The sequence below is a fragment of the Bacillus sp. CFBP9009 genome (assembly GCF_036541465.1).
GTDB lineage: Bacteria > Bacillota > Bacilli > Bacillales > DSM-1321 > Peribacillus.
In genome coordinates, this window is record NZ_JAZHFU010000003.1 from 590,705 (window position 1) to 614,789 (window position 24,085).

Here is a 24,085-nt window from a genome sequence, read left to right on the forward strand (position 1 = left end):
GAGATGGATGATTACCGCGAGCTGTTACAGCTTGCGTTTTTATATAATGAAGTGTTGTTTTTCATATCTAGGAGGTTACCTTTAATTTTGGCTATTTTACCGATTGTCTTGTTTCCTGAAAAAATTTTACAACAAAAATGCGATAAAGTAACAAGTTTTGATAAAAAGTTGGCAAAGCTGTTAAATAACATGTATGAAACGATGGTGGAGGCGGATGGCGTTGGACTTGCAGCACCTCAGGTTGGCGTGAAAAAGCAAGTGGCCGTCGTTGAAATAGAGGAAGGATCAGGTGCAATTGAACTGATTAATCCTGAAGTGCTGGAAATGGAAGGCGAACAGACAGGTGTTGAAGGATGCTTGAGCTTCCCGAGTTTATATGGTGAAGTAACGCGTCCATACCGTGTCAAAGTCCAGGCACAAGACCGAAAAGGATCTTTTTTCGAGATAGAAGCGGAAGATTTCCTTGCAAGGGCCCTTCAGCACGAAATCGATCATCTGCAAGGAGTTTTATTTACAAGTAAGGTTTCCCGGTATATTTCGGAAGAAGAGTTAGAAAGGTATGGAGAAGAATGACGAAAATAATATTTATGGGTACACCGGACTTTTCAGTGCCGGTATTGAAAAGAATCATTGATGAAGGGTATGATGTGATAGCTGTTGTCACACAGCCCGATCGTCCAGTAGGCCGCAAAAAAGTGCTGACGCCGCCTCCAGTTAAGGTCGAAGCCGAAAAGCATGGGATTCCCGTTTATCAGCCCGAAAAAATCCGTGAAAAAGAAGAACTTGAAAAGATCATCTCCTTGAATGCTGAATTGGTGGTGACGGCGGCTTTCGGACAAATCCTTCCGAATGAATTGCTGGATGCCCCTAAGTACGGATGTATTAATGTACATGCCTCCCTGCTTCCAGAACTGCGTGGAGGGGCGCCCATTCATTATTCCATTTTACAGGGGAAAGAAAAGACTGGGATAACCATCATGTATATGGCGGAAAAATTGGATGCCGGTGATATATTGACTCAGGCGGAAGTTGCTATCGAAGAACAAGATAATGTCGGAACACTGCATGATAAATTAAGCAAGATAGGGTCGGATTTACTTGCGGAGACACTTCCGAAACTTATTAATGAGGAGTTACAGCCGATCAAGCAGGATGAGGCTAGAGCGTCATTTGCACCTAACATCAAGCGGTCGGAGGAAAGAATCGACTGGTCGAAATCAGGAGAAGACATCTATAACCATGTACGCGGCCTAAATCCTTGGCCTGTTGCTTATACAACCTTAGAAGGGTCCATTTTGAAGATTTGGCAGGTAAAGAAACTTGAAGATGGCAATCAGGCTGCGCCGGGCACGGTCATTGATGTACAAAATGATGGTTTCATCGTTTCGACAGGCAATAAGACGGCAATACTGGTTACAGAACTGCAGCCTTCAGGAAAGAAAAAAATGCCGGCGAAAGATTACTTGCGCGGAGCCGGATCGTTCATTAAAGCAGGCATGAAGTTAGGAGAACAGAATGAAGCAAACTAAAAAGGGAGTACGTGAAATCGCTCTCGATATTTTGGAATCTGTAGAGAAAAACCATTCCTACAGTAACCTATTATTGAACAACTTGATTAAAAAGCACCAGTTATCCGTCGTGGACAGCGGTTTGCTTACAGAAATAAGTTACGGTACCATACAGCGTAAGATGACTTTGGATTATTATTTGAGCCCATATATTAAACAACCTAAAAAAACGCAAAGCTGGGTCATCAATTTACTTAGGCTTTCCGTTTATCAAATGGTCTATTTAGATAAAGTGCCTGATCATGCAATCATTTTCGAGGCTGTCGAAATTTCCAAAAAACGCGGACACAAGGGTACATCTTCGATGGTCAATGGTGTCCTTCGTAACATCCAAAGGAATGGTGTTCCTTCTTTAGATGAAATTAAAGATGATCTGGAACGGCTTTCCATAGAAGTAAGTCATCCAATTTGGCTTGTAAAGCGTTGGGTAGAGCAATTTGGCTATGAAAAAACCAAGGAAATGTGTGAAATCAACTTAACTGCGCCATTACAGACGGGTCGGGTTAATTTAAAGAAGATTTCACGCCGTGAACTGATCAGCATATTAACGGAAGAAGGATATGATGTTGAAGCAAGTGAAGTCATTCCCGAAGCAATTGTCAGCTATAAAGGGAATCTTGCTCATTCAGAAAGCTATAAATTGGGTTATTTATCGATTCAGGACGAGAGTTCAATGCTTGTTGCCCATGCATTGGGTGCGAATGAAAATGATGCTGTACTCGATTGCTGTGCCGCACCTGGAGGGAAAACGACACATATCGCAGAAGGCTTGACCACTGGACAAGTATATGCTCTCGACCTTCATGAGCATAAGGTCAAGCTCATTAAAGAGCAGGCGGAGCGCCTAAAGCTCAGAAACAATATTAAGACAATGGCCCTTGATAGCAGAAAAGTGCAAGAACACTTCAATAAGGAAGGTTTTGACAGGGTCCTGATCGATGCACCATGTTCCGGGTTGGGAGTCATGCGCCGGAAGCCGGATGTAAAGTACACTAAAACAAAAGATGATATAATGAAACTCTCAAGTATACAAAAACAATTATTGGAATCGGCTGCCCCGCTTGTTAAGCAAGGCGGACGGTTAGTATATAGTACCTGTACGGTGGATAAAGAAGAAAATGACAAAGTCGCTGCAGCATTTTTGGAAAGCCACCCGGATTTTGAAAGCGATGCAACCTTGTCCGCAAGAATGCCTGAAAGCGTTCAGCCATTCATCGAGGGTCATACGCTGCAAGTTTTTCCGCAATATTTTAGCAGTGACGGATTCTTTATTGCGAGTTTTAGAAAGAAGGTGCTGTAATGGCAGAAATCACTAAATCATCTAGAGTAAGAAAAGATACGACACCAGAAAAACCGTCGATTTACTCATTGGAGCTACACCAGATTAAAGATTGGCTTGTTCAAAATGGAGAAAAGGCATTCCGGGCCGAACAAGTATATGACTGGCTTTATAAAAAACGTGTCTCCAGTTTTGAAGATATGTCCAACCTTTCGAAATCATTACGGGATAAGTTGGAAGCGCAATTCACCTTCACAACTTTGAAAACTTTGATTCAGCAAACGTCCAATGACGGAACGATGAAGTTTTTATTTGAACTCCAAGATGGTTATTCGATAGAAACGGTGCTGATGCGCCATGAATACGGAAACTCCATTTGCGTGACAACGCAGGTAGGATGTAGAATTGGCTGTACATTCTGTGCGTCGACATTAGGCGGTTTAAAGCGGAATCTTGAATCAGGGGAAATAGTTGCCCAAGTCGTAAAAGTTCAGCAAGCACTTGACGAATCGGAAGAACGTGTTAGTTCTGTCGTAATCATGGGAATAGGTGAACCGTTTGATAACTACGATAATATGATGTCATTCTTGAAGAATATAAACCATGAAAAGGGCTTGAACATCGGTGCACGTCATATTACCGTTTCCACAAGTGGAATCATTCCTAAGATCTATAAGTTTGCCGAAGAAAGCATGCAAATAAACTTTGCTGTTTCCCTTCATGCACCAAATACGGAATTGAGAAGTAAATTGATGCCGATCAATAAGGCCTACAAACTTCCAGACTTGATCGAAGCAATCAAGTACTATACAGAAAAAACAGGTCGCCGTGTAAGTTTTGAATATGGTCTATTCGGTGGCGAGAATGATTCAGTGGAGCACGCTGAAGAATTAGCAGCTTTAATAAAAGGGATAAAATGCCATGTCAACTTAATACCGGTTAACTATGTACCTGAACGCAACTATGTACGAACACCTCGGGACCAAATTTTTGAGTTTGAAAAAACATTGAAGAAGCGCGGCATTAATGTAACGATCCGAAGGGAACAAGGCAGTGATATTGACGCAGCCTGCGGCCAGCTTCGGGCCAAGGAGCGCAAAGAAGAGACGAGGTGACCCTATGAGGGCAATATTTAAGACAGACCGTGGAAAAGTCCGCCAGCATAATGAAGATAATGGCGGAATCTTTAAGAACTCGGAAGGCGTTCGCCTTGCCATCGTTGCAGATGGCATGGGCGGCCACCGTGCCGGGGATGTAGCCAGTGCAATGACGATAGACCTTCTGAAAAAGGGCTGGGAAGCATCAACCGGAATCGAAACGGCAAATGATGCCGAGGATTGGCTGAAGCAGCAAATCTTCTCGGTCAATCAGTTGCTTTTTGAACATGCAGAAGCGAATACGGAATGTAAGGGCATGGGGACCACCATTGTTGCAGCCATTTGCACCGACAAGTTTGCTACGATTGCCAACATCGGGGACAGTCGGTGTTATTTGTATAATGAGAGCGGTTTTAAGCAGGTCACGGAAGATCATTCACTCGTTAACGAATTGGTCCGTTCCGGTCAGATTTCGAAGGAAGATGCCGAAAACCATCCACGGAAAAATGTATTATTACGAGCCTTGGGGACAGAAATGCAAGTGGAAATGGACATTATGACGGTCATCTTCGAAGAAAATGATTTACTGTTGCTTTGCTCGGATGGATTGACGAATAAAGTGAGTGAACAGGAACTGGAAGAAACAGTAACCAATGGACAGTCACTTGAAGAAAAGGCGAATTCATTAATAGATAAGGCCAATCACTACGGTGGGGAAGATAATATCACACTTGTGCTTGTTCAATTTACTGAAGAAAGTGAAAGCAGGTGAATTGAATGTTGATTGGTAGAAGAATCAACGGCCGTTATAAGCTGATCGAGATGGTCGGCGGCGGCGGTATGGCGAATGTTTACCTTGCAAGGGATATGATCTTAGATAGGGATGTCGCATTGAAAATCCTTCGCATGGATTTTAATAATGACGAAGAGTTCATCAAGCGCTTCAATCGGGAAGCCCAATCGGCAACCAGTTTGGCCCATCCCAATATCGTAAGCATTTATGATGTTGGTGAAGAAGATTCCATCTATTATATTGTAATGGAATACGTTGACGGGTTTACACTTAAGCAATACATACAAAAATATTATCCAATTCCAGTTGATGAAGCCTTGGATATCATGAGGCAAATCACGGCAGCGATTTCCCATGCCCATCATAATGGGATCATTCATCGTGATATCAAGCCACAGAACATTTTGATTGATAAAGAAGGAACCGTCAAGATTACGGACTTCGGCATTGCATTGGCACTAAGTGCAACAAACATAACGCAAACTAACGCAGTCTTGGGCTCGGTTCATTATTTATCTCCTGAACAGGCCAGAGGCGGTATGGCCAATAAGAAGTCGGACATTTATTCACTTGGCATCGTCATGTTTGAATTGTTGACGGGAAGATTGCCATTTTCGGGTGAATCAGCCGTTTCAATTGCTCTTAAACATTTACAATCGGAAACTCCGTCGCCAAAACGCTGGAACTCTGAAATACCCCAGAGTGTGGAAAATATTATCTTGAAAGCGACAGCCAAAGATTCATATTACCGCTATGAGAGCGTAGACTCGATGGAAGATGACATACGGACGTCGCTTAATCCTGAGCGTTCAAATGAACTGCCTTTTGCCATTCCCGAAGATCATGATGCAACAAAAGCCATCCCCGTCATAACGGATGATCAGCTTTCAAGCATCGATGAGACAATCATAAGGGGTCCTGAAAAAAATACTTTAGTTTATGCGGATGAAGAGGAAACTGATTCTGAAGCAGAGAGTAAATCGAAAAAGAAACAGAAGAAACAAAAGAAACAGAAAAAACAAAAAAACAAGTCGGAACATAAAGGTAAAAAACGAAAGAACATGCCTGCAATCCTGGTGACCACCTTTTTAGTTCTCGCCCTGCTTGCTGTTTTATCTGTCACTGTTTTACCTCCCCTCCTTGTCTCTAAGGAAGTGACGATCCCAGACCTTAAAGGGGAAGAATTGGATGATGCCATTACTGAATTGCTTGAATTGGATTTGGAAGTTGGAGAAACGATCGAGATTGAAGATGAAGAGGTTGAAGCTGGTCTTGTGATCAAAACCAACCCTAAGGAAGGTAAGACGGTCAAGGAAGGTGCAGTGATCGATATTTACCAAAGCGTTGGTAAAGAGACGATTTCATTGTCCAGCTATGAAGGTCGAGATTACTCTGATGTTAAATCCCTGCTTGAAAAAATGGGATTCAAAAACATAAGCGTTACTGAAAAATATGATGACAGTGCTTCCGGCACGATCATAGATCAATCTCCTTCGGGTGCCACTGAGGTCGTACCTTCCGAAACGGAGCTTGAGCTGACGGTCAGTAAAGGGGAAGATCTGTTGAGCTTGAAGAACTTAACGGGGTTCAATGAAGCTGGCCTTAATGATTATTCAAGTGAGAGTGGAATAAAGGTAGAGATCGAAGAAGAAATCTATGATGATTCCGTAGCGGAGGGGCTTGTCATATCCCAGTCACCGGAACCTGCTACGAAGGTGGAAAAGGGCAGTACTGTGAAAGTGGTCATTTCAAAAGGGAAAGAAGAGATTCCGCCCAAGAGTGTAACGGAGGAAGTCAAAATCGAGTATGATCCGGTTGAGCCAGGCAAAACACAAAAAATACAAATCTTCATCGAGGATATCGACAATAGCATGACGGAGCCTAAAGAAACATTCTATATATTGGAAGATGCGAAGAGAACGATCGAATTAATGGTTACCCCGGATAAGAAAGCAGGATATAAAGTCATGCGGGACAATCAGGTCATCATTGACGAATCCGTCTCATATCCAGAATAAATTTAATAATTAGGAGTGTGGTTATGCCCGAAGGAAAAATTATCAAAGCATTAAGTGGATTTTATTATGTCCTTGATGGTGAAGAGGTCTATCAATGCCGTGGAAGGGGCCTGTTCAGGAAGAATAAGGTAACCCCGCTCGTTGGTGATTATGTTGTTTTTGAAGCGGAAAATAAAACGGACGGGACCGTAACCGAAATAAAACCGCGAAAGAATGAATTGATACGTCCGCAAATCTCCAATGTAGACCAGGCAATCCTTGTCTTTTCGGCAGTGGAACCTGATTTCAGTCCGGCATTGCTCGATCGATTTCTCGTACTGATTGAAGATAACGAAATCGAACCGATTATCGTCGTGACGAAACTGGACTTGGTTACAGCTGAAAACCAAAAGAAATTGTCTCAGTATATCAAGGACTATCAGAAACTTGGCTATACTGTACTGGAGACATCTTCTGTTACCGCTGGAGGGATTGAAGAACTAGTGCCGTATTTAGAAGGAAAAACCAGTGTATTTGCGGGTCAGTCAGGTGTTGGGAAATCGTCTTTGCTGAATGCAATCAATCCGGAATTGGCTTTAAAGACGGATGATATTTCTTCACACCTGGGACGCGGGAAACATACGACCCGTCACGTTGAATTGATTCATATTGGCTCTGGACTTGTCGCGGATACTCCAGGGTTCAGTTCACTTGAATTCATGGAAATGGAAGCTGAACGGCTATCCTATTGCTTCCCGGAGATGCATAAGCATGGGGAAGACTGTAAATTCAGGGCCTGCCTGCACGATAAAGAACCGAAATGTGCAGTGAAGGAAGCGGTTGATTCCGGGGAAATTCCCCGTTATCGATACGAGCATTATATGCAATTCTTAGAAGAAATAAGAGATAGAAAGCCGAGGTATTAAAATGGTTAAAATCGCACCATCCATTTTATCAGCTGACTTTGCAAAATTGGGAGAAGAAATTCTTGATGTGGAAAGGGGCGGAGCGGATTTAATCCATGTAGATGTCATGGATGGGCATTTCGTGCCGAATATAACGATAGGCTCACTAATTGTCGATGCTATCCGCCCCATAACAAAGCTTCCGCTTGATGTTCATTTAATGATCGAACAACCAGATCGTTATATCGAGGCCTTTGCGAAAGCAGGAGCCGATTATATAACTGTACATGTAGAGGCATGCACACATTTGCATCGGACGATCCAATTGATTAAATCTTTTGGTGTAAAGGCAGGCGTGGTGCTTAATCCAGCCACTCCAGCTTCCTTGATCCAACCTATAATCGAAGATATTGACATGGTATTGTTGATGACGGTCAATCCTGGTTTTGGCGGACAAAAGTTCATTAAATCCGTTCTTCCCAAAATTGCCGAAGTGAAGGCGATGGCGGAAATGTATAATCAAAATCTGGAAATAGAGATTGATGGTGGAGTAAATGAAGAAACGGCTAAACTATGTATTGAACAAGGGGCGACAATCCTTGTGGCAGGCTCGGCAATATATAATCAAGAAGATCGAAACGCAGCGATTCAAAAGATTCGGGGAAAGTGATATAAGCCGACACTATCATATTCGTATGATGGTGATCGGCTTTTTTTATCAATCAAACATAGGAATCTTTGATATGAATATGTAAAGAAAAGGATGATTTCGATGATTATTAGTATTATGGCTGGAGGTCCGGAATGTTTTTGGCCGGATCTGACATGGTATAAGGAGAAGACTGACCTTTGGGTCGGGGTTGACAGGGGAGTATGGTCTTTACTTGAAAAAGGTATCGAACCTAGATGCGGTTTTGGGGATTTTGATTCAGTTTCGGAAGATGAATACAGGAAAATTGAGCAAAGGCTGGAACAAATCAATCTATATTCTTCGGAAAAGGATGAAACGGATTTAGAGATCGCATTTAAATGGGCAATAGGGCAAAAGCCAAGTGAAATTCACATTCTGGGCGCAACAGGGGGAAGAATGGACCATTTTCTTGGGAATATCCAGCTGCTCCAAAAAGAAAGTGTCCTCCCTCATCATGGCGATATGGATATATACATAGTCGATCGGCAAAATATATTCACGGTAAAGACAGCAGGTTCATATGAGGTCACTGCTTTGAAAGATAAGAAATACTTGTCATTGCTCCCCGTAACGGCTGAAGTCACCGGCATTACACTTTCGGGTTTCAAATATCCGCTGGATGATGCAAGCTTGGAAATAGGTTCGACGCTTTGCATCAGCAATGAACTAATTTCCGAATCTGGGAATGTTTCATTTGAGAAAGGCATATTAATGGTGATAAGAAGCAGTGATTAAAATTCATGCTTAAAGCAGATTCGGATATAATTACGATCATCCTATATCCGCTTAAAAGCTTATGTTGTAATAGAAAAATTCCACTTCATCTTTAATTGTGGGATGCAAAGAGGAGGGGCATGATGAAATTTTATACGATTAAATTGCCAAAAGTTCTGGGCAGTTTGGTAAGGGCTATGCTCGGAGCGTTTAAAAAAGGCTGATACTTATCTCCATGACACCTCTCAAATTAAGGGAGGTGTTATTTTTTCGGTAAAAAGGGGCGGCCATCCATTAATGGGTGAAGGCTCCCTCCTTGATGCAGGAAAGACCTGATCAACGAATTGAAACCATCCCCATTAAATACCGGCCATTACAAGTAAAAAGGCATCCTAAGAGGATGCCGTAACATTATACGCGTTCTACTTTGCCCGATTTAAGAGCTCTTGCAGAAACGTATACACGTTTAGGTTTACCGTCAACTAAAATACGTACTTTTTGAAGGTTAGCGCCCCATGTACGCTTGCTAGCGTTCATTGCGTGAGAGCGGCTGTTACCAGAACGAGTTCTTCTTCCAGTGATTACACATTTACGTGCCATGTCAAATTCCCTCCTAACTACAACAAGCTTAAGTTTTTCGCAGTCGTCTTAAGTCTTTGTAAAATACTTTAATAATTTATCATACCTACCGTTAGAATGCAATACTTCAGTTAATTACTTTCAAGAAAAAAACCTTGACATACATACTTCAAAATTGAATTATATATAGTACCGTAAGACATTTACTTTTAAAACCATAGACATTATAGTAAAATGTCTTTAGTTGATTTGATTTTTGGGAGGGAAAAGAAAATGTCTATCGAATTACAAACGAAGTATGGACAAATTGATATCTCTAATGAGGTTATCGCTACTGTAGCAGGCGGCGCAGCCGTGGATTGCTACGGAATTATAGGAATGTCTTCCAAAAAACAATTTAAAGACGGCATTGCCGAAATTTTAAGAAAAGAAAACTTTACTAAGGGTGTAATTGTCCGTCAAGAAGAGGAAGAAGTTCATATCGATATGTATATTATCGTAAGTTATGGAACGAAAATCTCGGAAGTTGCACATAATGTGCAATCAAAGGTAAAGTACACCCTGGACAAAACTGTAGGATTAGCTGTTGATTCCGTCAACATTTTTGTACAGGGAGTTCGTGTGACGAACCCTTAAGTATAGGAGGAAAGTTTTGTGTCAATTACAAGTTTGAACGGAAAGCGCTTTGCAGAAATGATCATTCAAGGTGCCAACCATTTAGCGGCTAATGCCCAAATGGTTGATGCGTTGAATGTTTTCCCTGTTCCAGATGGGGATACTGGAACGAATATGAATTTATCGATGACTTCGGGTGCGAAGGAAGTGCAAAATAACGTCCAGGAACACATCGGGAAAGTGGGTGCGTCACTTTCAAGAGGACTGCTAATGGGCGCACGCGGCAATTCGGGAGTTATCCTTTCGCAACTGTTCCGCGGTTTTGCTAAAGCGATTGAACATAAATCGGAAATCAATAGTGAAGAATTTGCCCAAGCTTTTGAAGCGGGGGTTCAGACAGCTTATAAAGCCGTTATGAAACCTGTTGAAGGAACCATTTTAACGGTTGCTAAAGATGCAGCCAAGCAAGCGGTTTCATCAGCAGCAAAGCATATAGACCTTATTCAGGTGATGGAAGAAATCGTTACGGAGGCCAATGCTTCATTAAAGCGCACACCGGATCTTCTTCCAGTCTTAAAAGAAGTGGGAGTCGTTGATAGCGGCGGGCAAGGGTTGGTGTTCGTTTATGAAGGTTTCCTTGCTGAGCTGAAAGGTGAGGCCCTTCCAGTCCGACCTGCAAATGGCCCAAGCATGGATGACATGATCAATGCCGAACATCACATGAATGTACAAGGGCATATGAACACGGAAGATATCGTGTATGGCTACTGCACGGAATTCATGGTCCGATTGGAAAATGAAAAACTTGCCAATAATTCATTTGATGAAGAAAAATTCAGAAATGATTTAAGTGAATACGGAGATTCTTTATTAGTCATCTCAGATGATGAAGTCGTCAAGGTACATATTCACTCTGAACAGCCTGGCACGTGCCTGAATTATGGGCAGCAATATGGTAGCTTAATAAAAATGAAAATCGATAATATGCGTGAACAGCATACTGCGATTGTAGGTGAGACGAATACACCGCTTCAAACTAAACCGTCCACCAAGGAGAAGTACGCTGTAGTGTCAGTGGCGATGGGTGCTGGCATCAGCGAATTATTCAAAAGCATCGGCGCTAAGTCCGTCATCGAAGGCGGACAAACGATGAATCCTAGCACGGAAGATATCGTTAAAGCTGTCGAAGAGGCATATGCAGATCATGTGATCATCTTGCCTAACAATAAAAATATCATCATGGCGGCCAATCAGGCTGCAGATGTACTTGGGGATCATGTGACTGTCATCCCAACGAAAACAGTACCACAGGGAATGGCTGCATTGCTGGCTTTCAACCCTTCACTTGATGCTGAAGAGAATAAAAAAGCGATGATCGAAGCCCTTTCGCATGTGAAAACGGGCCAGATTACTTATGCTGTCCGGGATACCAACATTGACGGTCTTGCAATCGAGACCGGGGACTTCATGGGAATTGCTGAAGGCACCATCAAAGTGAAGGATAAAGACATGACTCAAGTGGCAAAAGATCTTCTTTCCGATATGATTGACGAAGATTCAGAAATCCTTACCATTTTATATGGAGAAGATGCCACTGCTGAAAATGTCGAAAGTCTTGTTGCGTTTTGTAATGAGAATTTCGAAGACGTTGAAGTTGAAGTGCATAATGGGAAACAACCTTTATATTCTTTCATTTTTTCAATTGAATAAGTAAAAAACCGTGAAGATGAGGGAGACTTATTCGTCACAATGTTTGAGGATCCTGAAAAAAATAAAAGGCAATAAACTGCATATGTCATTAGGCTATGCAGTTTTATTTTTTATGAAAAGAAGGATTACGGACAGCGTAATTGTAATTACAATATATCAGGCTTTATTATTAAACTGACTCCCAGTGTATAGAAGGAGGAGCAAGTCATGAAATTTAGAAGTGTATTCGATATAATTGGTCCTGTTATGATCGGCCCCTCTAGTTCCCATACGGCAGGAGCTGCAAGGATCGGCAGGGTTGCCAGGAATTTATTCGACCGGGAACCAAAATGGGCCCATATTTCTTTTTACGGATCATTTGCCAAAACCTATAAAGGCCATGGAACGGATGTAGCCATTGTAGGAGGCTTACTTGATTTTGATACATTTGATGAGAGAATCAAAGAATCGCTGGAAATAGCCCGTAAAAAAAAGATGAAAATTACTTTTCGGGAAGAAGAAGCCGTACCGGAACATCCCAATACAGCAAAAATAACGGTTGGTGATGATGATGGTGAACTGGAACTTGTCGGAATATCGATAGGCGGGGGGAAAATTGAAATCGTCGAACTGAATGGGTTTAAATTGAGGCTCTCCGGGCACAACCCTGCCATACTCGTCGTTCATGATGATCGATTTGGTGCCATCGCAAATGTTTCAAACATATTAGCCAAGCATCAAATCAATATTGGCCAGATGGAAGTCTCCCGAAAAGAAAAAGGGAAGATGGCCTTGATGACGATTGAAGTGGACCAAAACCTGGAGGATCACGTCATCGCTGAAATTACAGCACTCCCCAACATCACTCAAGTAGCGAGGATTGTGGATTGATAGGGCAATCGTTTCCACTTAGGAAGGAGAAGAAATCATGTTTCGTAATGTAGCGGAATTAGTAGAATTAGCTGAATCAAAGCAAAAAAAAATTTCAACGCTGATGATAGAACAGGAAATGGAAGTAACGGGAAAAAGCCGTGAAGAAATCATCCGCCAGATGGGAGTCAACCTGGATGTAATGGAACAGGCAGTTGAAAAAGGACTTCAAGGTGTCCGGTCCGTTTCCGGCCTGACGGGAGGGGATGCAGTCCTTCTTCAGACTTACATTAAATCAGGAAATTCCTTATCCGGTGAACTGCTGCTGGATGCGGTAAGCAAAGCGGTGGCAACAAACGAAGTGAACGCAGCCATGGGAACGATTTGTGCGACGCCTACTGCCGGATCTGCCGGTGTTGTGCCTGGAACCCTTTTTGCTTTGCAAAATAAATTAAAGCCGAATCGGGAACAGAAAATTGAGTTCCTATTTACAGCAGGGGCGTTTGGTTTTGTTGTAGCGAATAATGCTTCGATCTCTGGAGCCGCAGGGGGCTGTCAGGCTGAAGTCGGTTCTGCTTCGGGCATGGCGGCGGCAGCCATCGTTGAAATGGCAGGAGGGACACCTGCGCAAAGTGCAGAAGCGATGGCAATCACATTAAAGAACATGCTTGGCCTTGTGTGTGACCCTGTTGCTGGGCTTGTGGAGGTGCCTTGTGTGAAGCGTAATGCCATGGGTGCAGCCAATGCTATGGTTGCCGCAGATATGGCGCTAGCGGGGATCACAAGCCGCATACCGTGTGATGAAGTGATTGATGCGATGTACAAAATCGGGCAAACGATGCCATCGGCTCTTAGGGAAACTGCACAAGGAGGTTTAGCGGCTACACCGACTGGACGGGAGTTGGAAGCCAAAATCTTTGGCTTGCCGCTGAATAAGAAGTGAACCCCGCTTTACAGGAACCCATAACAGCAGTAAAGGGCATTGGGGCCGAAACGGGGGCAGCTTTGGGGGAAATGGAGATCCATACCGTCGCGGATCTCCTTGAGAACCTCCCATATCGCTATGAAGATTACCGCTTGAGGGATTTAGAAACGGTCGAGCATGATGAGCGGGTTACCATAGAAGGCAAAGTTCATACGGTGCCTACATTAGGGTACTTCGGAAAGAAAAAATCCAGGCTTACGATTAAAGTGTTAACTGGGAGATATTTAATAAATGTGATTTTTTTTAACCAGCCATATCTGAAGCCGAAGCTTGCGATAGGCGAAACTGTAACGGTAACGGGAAAGTGGGATCGTCATCGCCAAACCATTACAGGCTCGGAATGCCACGTTGGCGATCGTAGCCGGGAGAAAGAGTTCGAACCGGTATACTCAGTGAAGGGCAGCATTACTGTCAAAGGGCTCCGTCGCTTTATCTCCAATGCATTTTCTGAATATGGGGCAATGATAGAAGAAAATCTGCCCCCGCAATTATTGTCGGCATACAAACTGATGCCGCGTAACGACGCTCTTCGTACCATGCATTTCCCTCAATCGGCCAATGAGGTGAAAAAGGCTCGCCGCCGTTTTGTGTATGAAGAATTTTTATTGTTTCAACTTAAAATGCAGGCACTGCGTAAAGTGCAGCGGGAGCAGTCAAAAGGAATTGGCCAAGAGTTTGACATGGAGCAGCTGGAAGCCTTTGTTGGAACTCTCCCTTTTCCTTTGACGAACGCTCAGAATAGGGTCGTCGAGGAAATAATGAATGACATGAAATCTCCCTACAGGATGAATCGCCTGCTTCAAGGGGATGTCGGGTCTGGAAAAACGGTGGTTGCCGCGATATGCCTTAAGGCGACGATTACAGCAGGTTTCCAAGGTGCATTAATGGTCCCGACGGAAATCTTGGCTGAGCAGCATACTCAATCGCTGAAGGCGATGTTGGAACCGAGTGGAGTGAAGGTCGCATTGTTGACAAGTTCGGTAAAAGGTAAAAAGCGCAAGGAACTATTGCAAATGCTGGAATCCGGGGAGCTAGATCTTTTGATAGGAACACATGCATTGATACAGGATGAAGTGAATTTTCGGAACCTGGGACTTGTCATAACGGATGAACAACATCGTTTCGGAGTGGAGCAGCGCCGGATCCTTCGTGAAAAGGGTACAAATCCAGATGTACTTTTCATGACGGCTACACCGATTCCGCGAACGCTTGCAATTACAGTGTTTGGGGAAATGGACGTCTCGACGATCGATGAAATGCCTGCCGGGCGTAAAGCGATAGAAACCTATTGGGCAAAACACCAAATGCTTGATCGGATCTTAACATTTGTCGAAAAGGAACTAAAGAAAGGGAGACAGGCTTACGTTATCTGTCCATTGATTGAGGAGTCAGAGAAACTCGATTCTTTACAGAATGTTCTCGATGTTCATGCAATGCTGACTCAATACTTTGCGAACAGGTACAAAGTGGGACTTATGCATGGCCGGCTGCCCGCGGATGAAAAAGACGAAGTGATGCAGCAGTTTAGTGCCAATGAAGCACAAATCCTTGTTTCCACGACAGTTGTCGAGGTTGGGGTGAATGTTCCAAATGCTACGGTAATGGTCATTTATGATGCGGAGCGCTTTGGGCTTTCACAGTTGCATCAGTTGCGCGGAAGGGTTGGACGGGGAAGCGATCAGTCCTTTTGCATCCTGTTGGCTGATCCGAAAACGGAAGTCGGCAAAGAACGGATGAAAATCATGACCGAGACAAACGATGGATTCGCCCTTTCCGAAAAAGATTTGGAACTACGCGGCCCCGGGGACTTCTTCGGTAAAAAACAAAGCGGCCTTCCCGAGTTCAAGGTAGCCGACATGGTCCATGATTACAGGACCCTGGAAGTGGCAAGGGAAGATGCTGCAAAATTGATTGCCTCCCAAAGCTTTTGGCATTCCCCTGAGTATGCACCGCTGCGGAACTATTTAGCGGGAACGGGAGTATTCACGGGAGAAAAGCTGGACTGAACTGAATAAAAAACCCAATAGCAGATTGTGAGATTTTACTCAATATCTTGCAATCTGTTTTTAAAATATATATACTACTATTAGTACCTAGTCATAATACTACGGATGGTGACCTTCAAATGCGAAGAAATAAGAAGGAACGCCAGCAATTATTAATCGAAACGATTAAACAGAATCCTTTTGTAACGGATGAGGAGCTGGCTGAAAAATATTCGGTGAGCGTCCAGACCATTAGGCTTGACCGTCTTGAATTATCGATACCGGAACTGCGTGAACGTATTAAAAGCGTGGCCGAGAAAAAATTCAGTGACGAAATCAGGGCATTGCCTTTGGATGAAATCATCGGGGAAGTAATTGATCTTAATTTAGATGACAATGCAATTTCGATTTTGGATATAAATAAGGAGCATGTCTTTAAGCGGAATGGAATTGCAAGGGGACATCACCTTTTTGCCCAAGCAAATTCATTGGCTGTAGCAGTCATAAATGATGAATTGGCATTAACTGCGAAAGCATCCATTTTATTTACTCGTTCTGTAAAGGAAAATGAAAGAGTGGTAGCTAAAGCTAGGGTTAAAAACGTGGACCACACCAACGATCGTTCCGTGGTGGAGGTTAGAAGCTACGTGGGTAATGAACTGGTTTTTAAAGGCGAGTTCGAAATGTATCGCTCTTAACTTGCTAGTAAAGGATGAAAGATAATGAAGATAACGATAGATGCAATGGGTGGCGATAATGCTCCCAAGGCACAGGTTTTGGGAGCGATGAAAGCTGTCGAGGCTTTTTCCGATGTGGAAATCACCTTGATTGGCAATGAATCGGAGATCAACCAATACTTAGCGAAACATGGCCGTATAAAGGTTATACATACTGATGAAAAAATATTAAGCACCGATGAACCTGTTCGTGCGGTTCGCCGCAAGAAAAGCGCCTCGATGGTATTGGCTGCACAGCAAGTGGCTGACGGAGGAGCGGATGCATGCATTTCTTCAGGCAATACGGGGGCACTAATGGCTGCAGGCTTGTTTGTGGTCGGAAGGATAGAAGGCATTGAACGTCCGGCGTTGGCTCCAACCCTTCCGACAATCGATGGCAAAGGTTTTGTACTACTGGATGTAGGCGCAAACTCCGATGCGAAACCGGAGCATCTCCTTCAATTCGCCATAATGGGGTCTGTTTATGCTCAAAAAGTGCGGGGAATCGAAAAGCCCCGTGTCGGATTACTTAATATCGGAACAGAAGAAAAAAAAGGGAATGAACTGACTAAGCATGCCTTTACTTTACTGCAGCAATCATCGGAGATATCCTTTATAGGCAATGTAGAGGCAAGGGACCTCCTAAGCGGGCCGGCAGATGTTGTCGTGACGGACGGCTTCACGGGAAATATGGTGTTAAAGACGCTTGAAGGTACTGCTATGAGTGTATTTAAAATGGTGAAAACGGCCTTGATGAGCAACCTCAAGAGTAAGCTGGCTGCAGCAATGGTAAAGCCTGAACTAAAAGGCATAAAAAATAAAATGGATTACTCGGAGTATGGCGGTGCCGGGCTCTTCGGTTTGAAGGCCCCTGTCATTAAGGCTCATGGTTCTTCAGATGCGAATGCAGTCTATAATGCAATACGCCAGACTCGCGATATGGTTGGAAATGACGTCATATCGACAATTGCGGAGACGATAGAAAAACAATAATAAATCATAGAGGCAGGGGAGTAACATATGGGTAAAATTGCTTTTGTCTTTCCAGGACAAGGATCACAATCAATAGGAATGGGGCATGGCTTATTTCAGGAAAACGAGCGTGCTCAGCAAATTTTTCGATCAGCAGATGAAAAACTTGATTTTCCACTTTCCGAATTGATCTTTAATGGCACACAACAAGAATTAACGGTGACATATAATGCACAGCCTGCTTTATTGACCACGAGTTATGCTTTTGTCAAGGAGCTGGAAGAAGCGGGGATCAAACCCGATTATACAGCCGGGCACAGCTTAGGTGAATATACGGCATTAGTGGCATCTGGCGCAATTTCTTTTGAAGATGCCGTATATACAGTGCGTAAACGTGGTGAATTCATGGAAGCTGCGGTACCGAATGGCCAAGGCTCAATGGCTGCGATATTGGGAATGGACCGTGAAGCTTTATCTGAAGTCACTTCTGAAATTACGGCCACTGGTGAATCCGTTCAATTGGCCAATATTAATTGTCCAGGGCAAATCGTCATTTCAGGCACCTCCGAAGGGGTTAAACTTGCAAGTGCAAAAGCCAAGGAAAATGGGGCTAAACGGGCTCTTCCTCTTGAAGTGAGTGGACCGTTCCATTCGGAATTAATGAAACCGGCAGCAGAAAAGTTACAGGGGGTCCTCGATGAAGTAAGCTTCAAACAGGCAGAAATTCCTGTCATTTCAAACGTAACGGCTAAGCCCATTACAGCACCTGCTGAAATTAAAGAAAAATTAATCGAACAGCTGTATTCACCGGTCCTTTGGGAAGACAGCGTGAAAAATCTGCTTGAGTTGGGCGTGGATACGTTCATCGAGGTGGGCCCGGGGAAAGTATTGGGCGGATTGATAAAGAAAATCGATCGTTCCGTTCAAATTCATTCGGTTTCCGATATAGATACTCTAACTAAAACAATTGAAACATTGAAGGGGGTACAAGCATGATCCTCGAAGGTAAAAAAGCACTTGTAACGGGAGCTTCACGAGGTATTGGCAGGGAAGTTGCATTGGAACTTGCCCGTCAGGGAGCAGACGTTGCCATCAACTATTCCGGCAGTGAAGCTAAAGCGAATGAAGTGGTTGATGAAATCAAGGCATTGGGCCGTAAAGCATTCGCCGTCCAATGCGATGTTGCAAATAGTGAATCGGTGACAAGCATGATCAAAGAGGTCATCGAACAGTTTGACAGAGTGGATATCCTGGTTAATAATGCAGGTATCACACGTGATAACCTATTGATGCGTATGAAAGAAGATGAATGGGATTCTGTGATCAATACGAATCTTAAAGGCGTGTTCCTATGCACAAAGGCGGTTACAAGGCAAATGATGAAGCAGCGCAGCGGCAGGATCATCAATATGGCATCGATCGTCGGCGTCAGCGGAAATGCAGGGCAGGCTAATTATGTAGCGGCTAAAGCTGGTGTGATCGGTTTGACTAAAACCACGGCAAAGGAACTTGCTTCAAGAGGCATTACGGTCAATGCGATTGCCCCAGGTTTCATCTCTACGGATATGACTGGGGAATTGCCTGAAGACGTCCAAAAAGCTATGCTGGACCAAATTCCGCTTGCGCGGTTCGGTGACCCTAAAGATATTGCTGCAGTGGCGTCTTTCCTCGCTTCCGATGCCAGCAAATATATGACTGGGCAAACTCTTCATGTAGATGGCGGCATGGTCATGTAAGTTTTCTTTGATTTTTTTCGAAATTAATTTATAATGTCTTGAGGGGAGGTGAACACATTGGCAGATGTATTAGAAAGAGTAACTAAAATCGTTGTAGATCGTTTGAACGTAGAAGAATCAGAGGTAAAACTTGAAGCTTCTTTCAAAGAAGATCTTGGTGCCGATTCCCTGGATGTAGTTGAACTAGTCATGGAATTCGAAGACGAGTTTGATATGGAAATTTCGGACGATGACGCTGAAAAAATCGCCACAGTAGGTGATGCTGTGAATTACATACAAAGCACTATGTAATGAATTGTCATTTGACTAAAAGCTCCGTTTTTTAACGGGGCTTTCTCTTATTGCTAAAGAAGTTTGATGCCGCGTCAGATAAGGGAATGAGCATGTACGCGGGTAAGCACCGCCTGCATGTCAGTGGTCTTTTGCCATTAGTTTTCTTTAAGCGGATAATAATGTATGATGGTACATAGGAAAGCTTGACAGGAATTCCTGCCAGGTTTCTTTTTATATATTGGAAAAATATGCTTTTTGAACCGTTGTGGAGGGTTTTGTGTGATGCGTAGGAACGGAAATAATCGTAAACCATCAATCAAGGATAATAAATTTAAACAGTTGCAAGAAAATCTGGGTTTTCATTTTAAAGATGAAAATTTATTGAAACAAGCTTTTACACATTCATCTTATGTGAATGAGCATCGCCGTAAGCCTTATGAAGATAATGAAAGGCTTGAATTCTTGGGGGACGCTGTACTTGAACTGACCATCTCTAAATACTTATATCAAAAATATCCGATGATGAGCGAAGGTGAACTTACCAAACTGAGGGCAGCCATTGTATGTGAGCCTTCACTTGTTGCTTTTGCCAATAGTCTTTCTTACGGGGAATATGTATTGCTCGGAAAAGGGGAAGAAATGACAGGCGGAAGAGAACGCCCTGCCATGCTTGCGGATGTATTCGAAGCCTATATTGGTGCTTTGTACCTTGATCAAGGATTAGAGCCAGTGGTGCAGTTTTTGACGAATGTCGTGTTTCCGAAGATAGACGAGGGTGCTTTTTCTCATGTGATGGATTATAAGAGCCAGCTTCAGGAGCTGATCCAGCGTGATGCCATCGGTGTCCTGCAATATAAGATCTTGCAGGAAAAAGGACCGGCTCATAATCGGGAGTTTGTTTCGACCGTCTCCTTGAATGGGGAAGAGCTGGGCTCTGGAATAGGTAAGTCCAAAAAAGAAGCGGAGCAGCATGCTGCCGAGCATGCATTGATCGTTTTAAAAGAAAAAAAATCAACAAGATAGTTGAACAGTAGAGGGGGAAAGGTCATGTTCCTCAAACGTTTGGACGTTGTAGGATTTAAATCTTTCGCAGAGAAAATTTCAATTGATTTTGTACCTGGTGTCACGGCAGTGGTTGGACCAAACGGAAGCGGTAAAAGTAATGTGACCGATGCAGTCCGATGGGTACTTGGAGAGCAGTCTGCGAAATCACTGCGTGGAGCAAAAATGGAAGATATCATCTTTTCGGGAAGTGACACGAGGAAAGCGTTGAATTTTGCGGAAGTATCATTGACCCTTGATAACGAGACCAATTCCCTGCCAATTGACTTTCATGAAGTCAGTGTGACAAGACGTGTATATCGATCGGGAGAAAGTGAATTTTTCATTAATAATCAAGGTTGCCGTCTGAAAGACATCATAGACCTTTTCATGGATTCTGGTCTTGGGAGAGAAGCGTTTTCCATCATCAGCCAAGGGAAAGTGGAAGAAATCCTTAGCAGTAAGGCTGAAGAAAGACGAGTGATTTTTGAAGAAGCAGCCGGTGTCTTGAAGTATAAAACGAGAAAACGAAAAGCGGAATCGAAGCTGACGGAAACACAGGATAACTTAAACCGTGTCCATGATATCCTCCATGAATTGGAGGGGCAGGTGGAGCCGTTAAAAATTCAGTCTTCCCTCGCCAAGGAATTTTTGGCGAAGAAAGACGAGCTTGAGCAAATAGAAGTGGCTTTAACCGTTTTTGAAATAGAAGAACTTTATGAAAAATGGGAAAAACTATCACAGGAACTTGAAAAACATAATGAAATGGAACAGCAAATGGCAGGACAGCTTCATGATAGGGAAGCGCATCTCAAAAAGCTAAGGGATAGTCTTGCGACGCTTGAGACATCGATTAATGGTCTTCAGGAAATTCTCCTGAATGCCAGCGAAGAACTTGAAAAGCTTGAAGGCCGTAAAGAAGTTTTGAAAGAACGGAAAAAGAATGCCGCCCAAAACAAGTCACAGCTGGAAAAAGCGATTGTGGAAGGTGAGGCTGCTGTCGAGCGTCTGTCTTTGCAAAAGGAAAGAGAAACGGAAATCCTGAATGCACTGAACTTGGAAGTGAAAGGGATTTCTGAAACCTTACATGAAAAACAAAAAAGCCTGGGCCTATTCAATAGTGATATCGAAGCGATGATCGAAGCGAAAAAGAGTGACTATATCGAGTGGTTGAACAAGCAGGCATCGGCTAAAAATGAAAAACAATACCTGCTCCAGCAGCTAACACAGCAGGAACATAAAAATGCTAAACTTGACATGGAAAATGAAAAGTTCTTAACCGAAAGAATGGATATCACTGCTAAAAAAATGGAATATTCAAAGCTGATGGACAATATGACCAAGCAGCTTGAAGAGCATGTCACTTATTTCCGAAATCAGCAGAATAAATTGAATGCGGCAAAAGATACGTATCAAAAACAAGAAACCACCCTTTATAAGGCCTATCAATTCCTTCAACAGGCAAAATCACGTAAGGAACTGCTTGAAGAAATGGAAGATGATTATGCAGGCTTCTTTCAGGGTGTAAAAGAGGTTTTGAAAGCGAAAGAAACCCTTCAAGGCATTGAAGGGGCAGTTGCGGAATTGATAAAGGTTCCAAAGGAATATGAAACGGCCATCGAAACGGCTCTGGGCGGAGCGATGCAGCATGTTGTCGTGGAACGCGAGGAGCATGCACGGGAAGCCATTTCCTTCTTAAAGAAAAATAGGTATGGGCGTGCGACGTTCTTGCCTTTATCAGTCATAAAGGCAAGAGAGATATCAGCTAACCAATTATCAATGCTGAAGAGCCATTCAGCTTTTGTAGGGACTGGTTCCTCATTGATCCAATATGATGATAGGCATGCAGCGATTGCTGAAAACCTATTGGGAACCGTGATAATCACTACAGATTTAAAAGGTGCAAATGACCTGGCGAAAATGATGCAGCACCGTTTCCGCTTCGTAACGCTTGAGGGGGATATCGTCAATCCAGGCGGTTCAATGACTGGCGGAGCCTTAAAGCAAAAAACGACCTCCCTGCTTTCAAGGAAAACGGAATTGGAAGAGCTCCAACAAAAACTTGCTGCCATGGAAGCTAAAACGAATCAGCTAGAAAAGCAAGTCAAACAGCTCAAAGTGGATGTGGGTGTTCAAGAGCAAACGCTTGAACAAACCAGAAAAACAGGAGAGAGACTTCGATTACAAGAACAAACCCTTAAGGGCGAACTCCGTGAAGTGGAGCTGCAGGAAAGAAATGTGAATGAACGGCTGCATCTTTATGATTTGGATAAAAATTCATATTTAGAAGAACAACAGCAAAAAACAGCAAGACTTGAAGAGCTGGAAGAACTTTTGGACTCATGTAAATCGGAAATTGAAGGGCTTGACAGGTTGATTTCCGAAATGACCGAACAAAAGCAATCCCAACAATCCTCAAAAGAGAGCCTTGCTGAAGAAACGAATGAACTGAGGGTAATGCTTGCCTCTAAGCGTGGCCAGCTGCAAAACCAAAAAGAGAAGATGGAACGCATTGAATCGGATCTTTCAAAGGAAACAAGCAGGCTTGCCGAAAACAAAGATGATTTAGGGCTCCTGACCAATGAAATGACAGACAGTTCAAGCGGGGAAGAGTCACTGGAAGATATGGCTCAGCAGAAATTGCTCGACAAAAATGGGGCAATTGAAGGAATCACCATGAAAAAACAGGAAAAAAACGAGCTTCTAAAGGAAGTTGAATCGCTTGAACTGTCCTTGAAAGAAGAAAATCGACTTTATAGAGGCATTGTCGAAGTGATAAAGGATGAAGAAGTGAAATTAACTCGTCTGGATGTCGAACTGGAAAATCGTCTCGACCACTTGAGAGAAGAATATACCCTTTCCTTTGAAGGTGCTAAAGAACAGTATCCATTGATGATGCCTGCAGAAGAAGCTCAAAAAAGGGTGAAGCTCATCAAGCTTGCAATCGAGGAACTGGGGACGGTGAATCTAGGTGCAATTGATGAATACGCACGTGTAGCTGAACGCTATGAATTCCTTCTAAGTCAAAAGGAAGACCTTCAACAGGCGAAGGATACATTATTCCAAGTCATCGATGAAATGGATGATGAAATGAAGCGGCGCTTTGCGGATACCTTCTATTCGATCCGTGAAGAATTCGAACAAGTCTTCAAAGCTTTATTTGGCGGAGGCAGAGCCGAGCTGAAACTGACAAATCCGGATGATTTACTAAATACAGGGGTAGATATCATTGCACAGCCTCCCGGGAAAAAACTGCAAAATTTGAGCCTCTTATCCGGGGGAGAACGAGCATTGACAGCCATAGCCCTTTTATTCTCCATTCTAAAAGTGCGTCCGGTGCCTTTCTGTATCCTTGATGAAGTCGAGGCAGCGCTTGATGAGGCGAATGTTGTCCGGTTCAGTCAATTTTTAAGGAAGTTCAGCAGGGAAACGCAGTTCATCGTGATTACTCACCGCAAAGGCACGATGGAAGAAGCAGATGTCCTATATGGCATTACGATGCAGGAGTCAGGCGTCTCCAAACTTGTTTCCGTCCGGATGGAAGAATCAGAAAACTTTATTGAAGTTTAAAATTCATGAA

General features: G+C 43.3%; 23 protein-coding genes. 22 read left to right on the plus strand and 1 reads right to left on the minus strand.

All coding sequences use genetic code 11. The annotated features are described in order from the left end of the window. Window positions 1-87 precede the first annotated feature (87 nt). The 10 genes from def to spoVM all read left to right on the plus strand — a co-directional run bounded on the left by def (window position 88) and on the right by spoVM (window position 9,268). Window positions 88-573, plus strand: coding sequence for a peptide deformylase (def, locus tag V3595_RS12250; RefSeq protein WP_485907411.1), 486 nt, complete (start codon window positions 88-90; stop codon window positions 571-573). After that, window positions 570-1,529: a methionyl-tRNA formyltransferase gene (fmt, locus tag V3595_RS12255; protein ID WP_485907412.1), complete on the plus strand. Its 960-nt coding sequence runs from the start codon at window positions 570-572 to the stop codon at window positions 1,527-1,529. The genes def and fmt overlap by 4 nt, the downstream gene beginning before the upstream one ends. After that, window positions 1,516-2,868: a 16S rRNA (cytosine(967)-C(5))-methyltransferase RsmB gene (gene rsmB / locus V3595_RS12260; protein ID WP_485907413.1), complete on the plus strand. Its 1,353-nt coding sequence runs from the start codon at window positions 1,516-1,518 to the stop codon at window positions 2,866-2,868. Before fmt ends, rsmB begins: the two co-directional genes overlap by 14 nt. After that, window positions 2,868-3,962, plus strand: a complete 1,095-nt coding sequence (rlmN, locus tag V3595_RS12265) for a dual-specificity RNA methyltransferase RlmN (protein ID WP_485907414.1) — start codon at window positions 2,868-2,870, stop codon at window positions 3,960-3,962. The genes rsmB and rlmN overlap by 1 nt, the downstream gene beginning before the upstream one ends. 4 nt (window positions 3,963-3,966) lie before the next feature. Continuing rightward, window positions 3,967-4,716, plus strand: a complete 750-nt coding sequence (locus V3595_RS12270; RefSeq protein ID WP_485907415.1) for a Stp1/IreP family PP2C-type Ser/Thr phosphatase — start codon at window positions 3,967-3,969, stop codon at window positions 4,714-4,716. Between the two features lie 5 nt (window positions 4,717-4,721). Continuing rightward, on the plus strand, window positions 4,722-6,755 hold the full coding sequence (pknB, locus tag V3595_RS12275; RefSeq protein WP_485907417.1) for a Stk1 family PASTA domain-containing Ser/Thr kinase: 2,034 nt from the start codon (window positions 4,722-4,724) through the stop codon (window positions 6,753-6,755). 23 nt (window positions 6,756-6,778) lie between these two features. Then, entirely contained in the window at window positions 6,779-7,660 is an 882-nt protein-coding gene (gene rsgA, locus V3595_RS12280) for a ribosome small subunit-dependent GTPase A (RefSeq protein ID WP_053534359.1), read from the plus strand. Window position 7,661: 1 nt separating this feature from the next. Then, on the plus strand, window positions 7,662-8,309 hold the full coding sequence (gene rpe / locus V3595_RS12285; RefSeq protein ID WP_101224617.1) for a ribulose-phosphate 3-epimerase: 648 nt from the start codon (window positions 7,662-7,664) through the stop codon (window positions 8,307-8,309). A gap of 102 nt (window positions 8,310-8,411) precedes the next feature. Then, window positions 8,412-9,065, plus strand: a complete 654-nt coding sequence (locus tag V3595_RS12290; protein WP_402900349.1) for a thiamine diphosphokinase — start codon at window positions 8,412-8,414, stop codon at window positions 9,063-9,065. Window positions 9,066-9,187: 122 nt separating this feature from the next. Beyond that, on the plus strand, window positions 9,188-9,268 hold the full coding sequence (spoVM, locus tag V3595_RS12295; RefSeq protein ID WP_034313769.1) for a stage V sporulation protein SpoVM: 81 nt from the start codon (window positions 9,188-9,190) through the stop codon (window positions 9,266-9,268). 187 nt (window positions 9,269-9,455) lie between these two features. On the opposite strand, the gene rpmB is transcribed toward spoVM, so the two are convergent. Beyond that, window positions 9,456-9,644: a 50S ribosomal protein L28 gene (gene rpmB, locus V3595_RS12300; RefSeq protein ID WP_034313767.1), complete on the minus strand. Its 189-nt coding sequence runs from the start codon at window positions 9,642-9,644 to the stop codon at window positions 9,456-9,458. A gap of 252 nt (window positions 9,645-9,896) precedes the next feature. Between rpmB and V3595_RS12305 the strand changes: the two genes are divergently transcribed. The 12 genes from V3595_RS12305 (at window position 9,897) to smc (ending at window position 24,075) form a co-directional block, all read left to right on the plus strand. After that, window positions 9,897-10,259 (plus strand): Asp23/Gls24 family envelope stress response protein, encoded by a 363-nt coding sequence (locus V3595_RS12305; protein WP_034313762.1) that lies wholly within the window; start codon window positions 9,897-9,899, stop codon window positions 10,257-10,259. Between the two features lie 18 nt (window positions 10,260-10,277). Further along, window positions 10,278-11,948 carry a DAK2 domain-containing protein gene (locus V3595_RS12310; protein WP_485907419.1) on the plus strand — a complete coding sequence of 557 codons (1,671 nt, stop codon included), beginning with the start codon at window positions 10,278-10,280 and terminating at the stop codon, window positions 11,946-11,948. Window positions 11,949-12,155: 207 nt separating this feature from the next. Next, window positions 12,156-12,818: an L-serine ammonia-lyase, iron-sulfur-dependent subunit beta gene (gene sdaAB / locus V3595_RS12315; protein ID WP_137018761.1), complete on the plus strand. Its 663-nt coding sequence runs from the start codon at window positions 12,156-12,158 to the stop codon at window positions 12,816-12,818. A 37-nt stretch (window positions 12,819-12,855) separates the two neighbouring features. Continuing rightward, entirely contained in the window at window positions 12,856-13,740 is an 885-nt protein-coding gene (sdaAA, locus tag V3595_RS12320) for an L-serine ammonia-lyase, iron-sulfur-dependent, subunit alpha (RefSeq protein WP_101224621.1), read from the plus strand. Next, complete coding sequence (gene recG / locus V3595_RS12325; protein ID WP_485907420.1) at window positions 13,737-15,788, plus strand: ATP-dependent DNA helicase RecG; 2,052 nt, start codon at window positions 13,737-13,739, stop codon at window positions 15,786-15,788. Before sdaAA ends, recG begins: the two co-directional genes overlap by 4 nt. 119 nt (window positions 15,789-15,907) lie before the next feature. Further along, window positions 15,908-16,465: a transcription factor FapR gene (fapR, locus tag V3595_RS12330; RefSeq protein ID WP_034313744.1), complete on the plus strand. Its 558-nt coding sequence runs from the start codon at window positions 15,908-15,910 to the stop codon at window positions 16,463-16,465. A gap of 24 nt (window positions 16,466-16,489) precedes the next feature. Next, complete coding sequence (gene plsX / locus V3595_RS12335; protein ID WP_485907421.1) at window positions 16,490-17,476, plus strand: phosphate acyltransferase PlsX; 987 nt, start codon at window positions 16,490-16,492, stop codon at window positions 17,474-17,476. A 27-nt stretch (window positions 17,477-17,503) separates the two neighbouring features. After that, window positions 17,504-18,451 carry an ACP S-malonyltransferase gene (gene fabD, locus V3595_RS12340; RefSeq protein ID WP_101224624.1) on the plus strand — a complete coding sequence of 316 codons (948 nt, stop codon included), beginning with the start codon at window positions 17,504-17,506 and terminating at the stop codon, window positions 18,449-18,451. Next, window positions 18,451-19,191 (plus strand): 3-oxoacyl-[acyl-carrier-protein] reductase, encoded by a 741-nt coding sequence (gene fabG, locus V3595_RS12345; RefSeq protein ID WP_170971444.1) that lies wholly within the window; start codon window positions 18,451-18,453, stop codon window positions 19,189-19,191. Before fabD ends, fabG begins: the two co-directional genes overlap by 1 nt. Window positions 19,192-19,248: 57 nt before the next feature. Continuing rightward, window positions 19,249-19,482, plus strand: coding sequence for an acyl carrier protein (locus tag V3595_RS12350; protein ID WP_034313729.1), 234 nt, complete (start codon window positions 19,249-19,251; stop codon window positions 19,480-19,482). Window positions 19,483-19,746: 264 nt separating this feature from the next. Beyond that, window positions 19,747-20,487 (plus strand): ribonuclease III, encoded by a 741-nt coding sequence (gene rnc / locus V3595_RS12355; protein WP_101224626.1) that lies wholly within the window; start codon window positions 19,747-19,749, stop codon window positions 20,485-20,487. Between the two features lie 24 nt (window positions 20,488-20,511). Continuing rightward, a complete protein-coding gene (gene smc, locus V3595_RS12360; protein WP_485907423.1) occupies window positions 20,512-24,075 on the plus strand; it encodes a chromosome segregation protein SMC in 3,564 nt (1,187 codons plus the stop codon). Window positions 24,076-24,085: the final 10 nt, after the last annotated feature.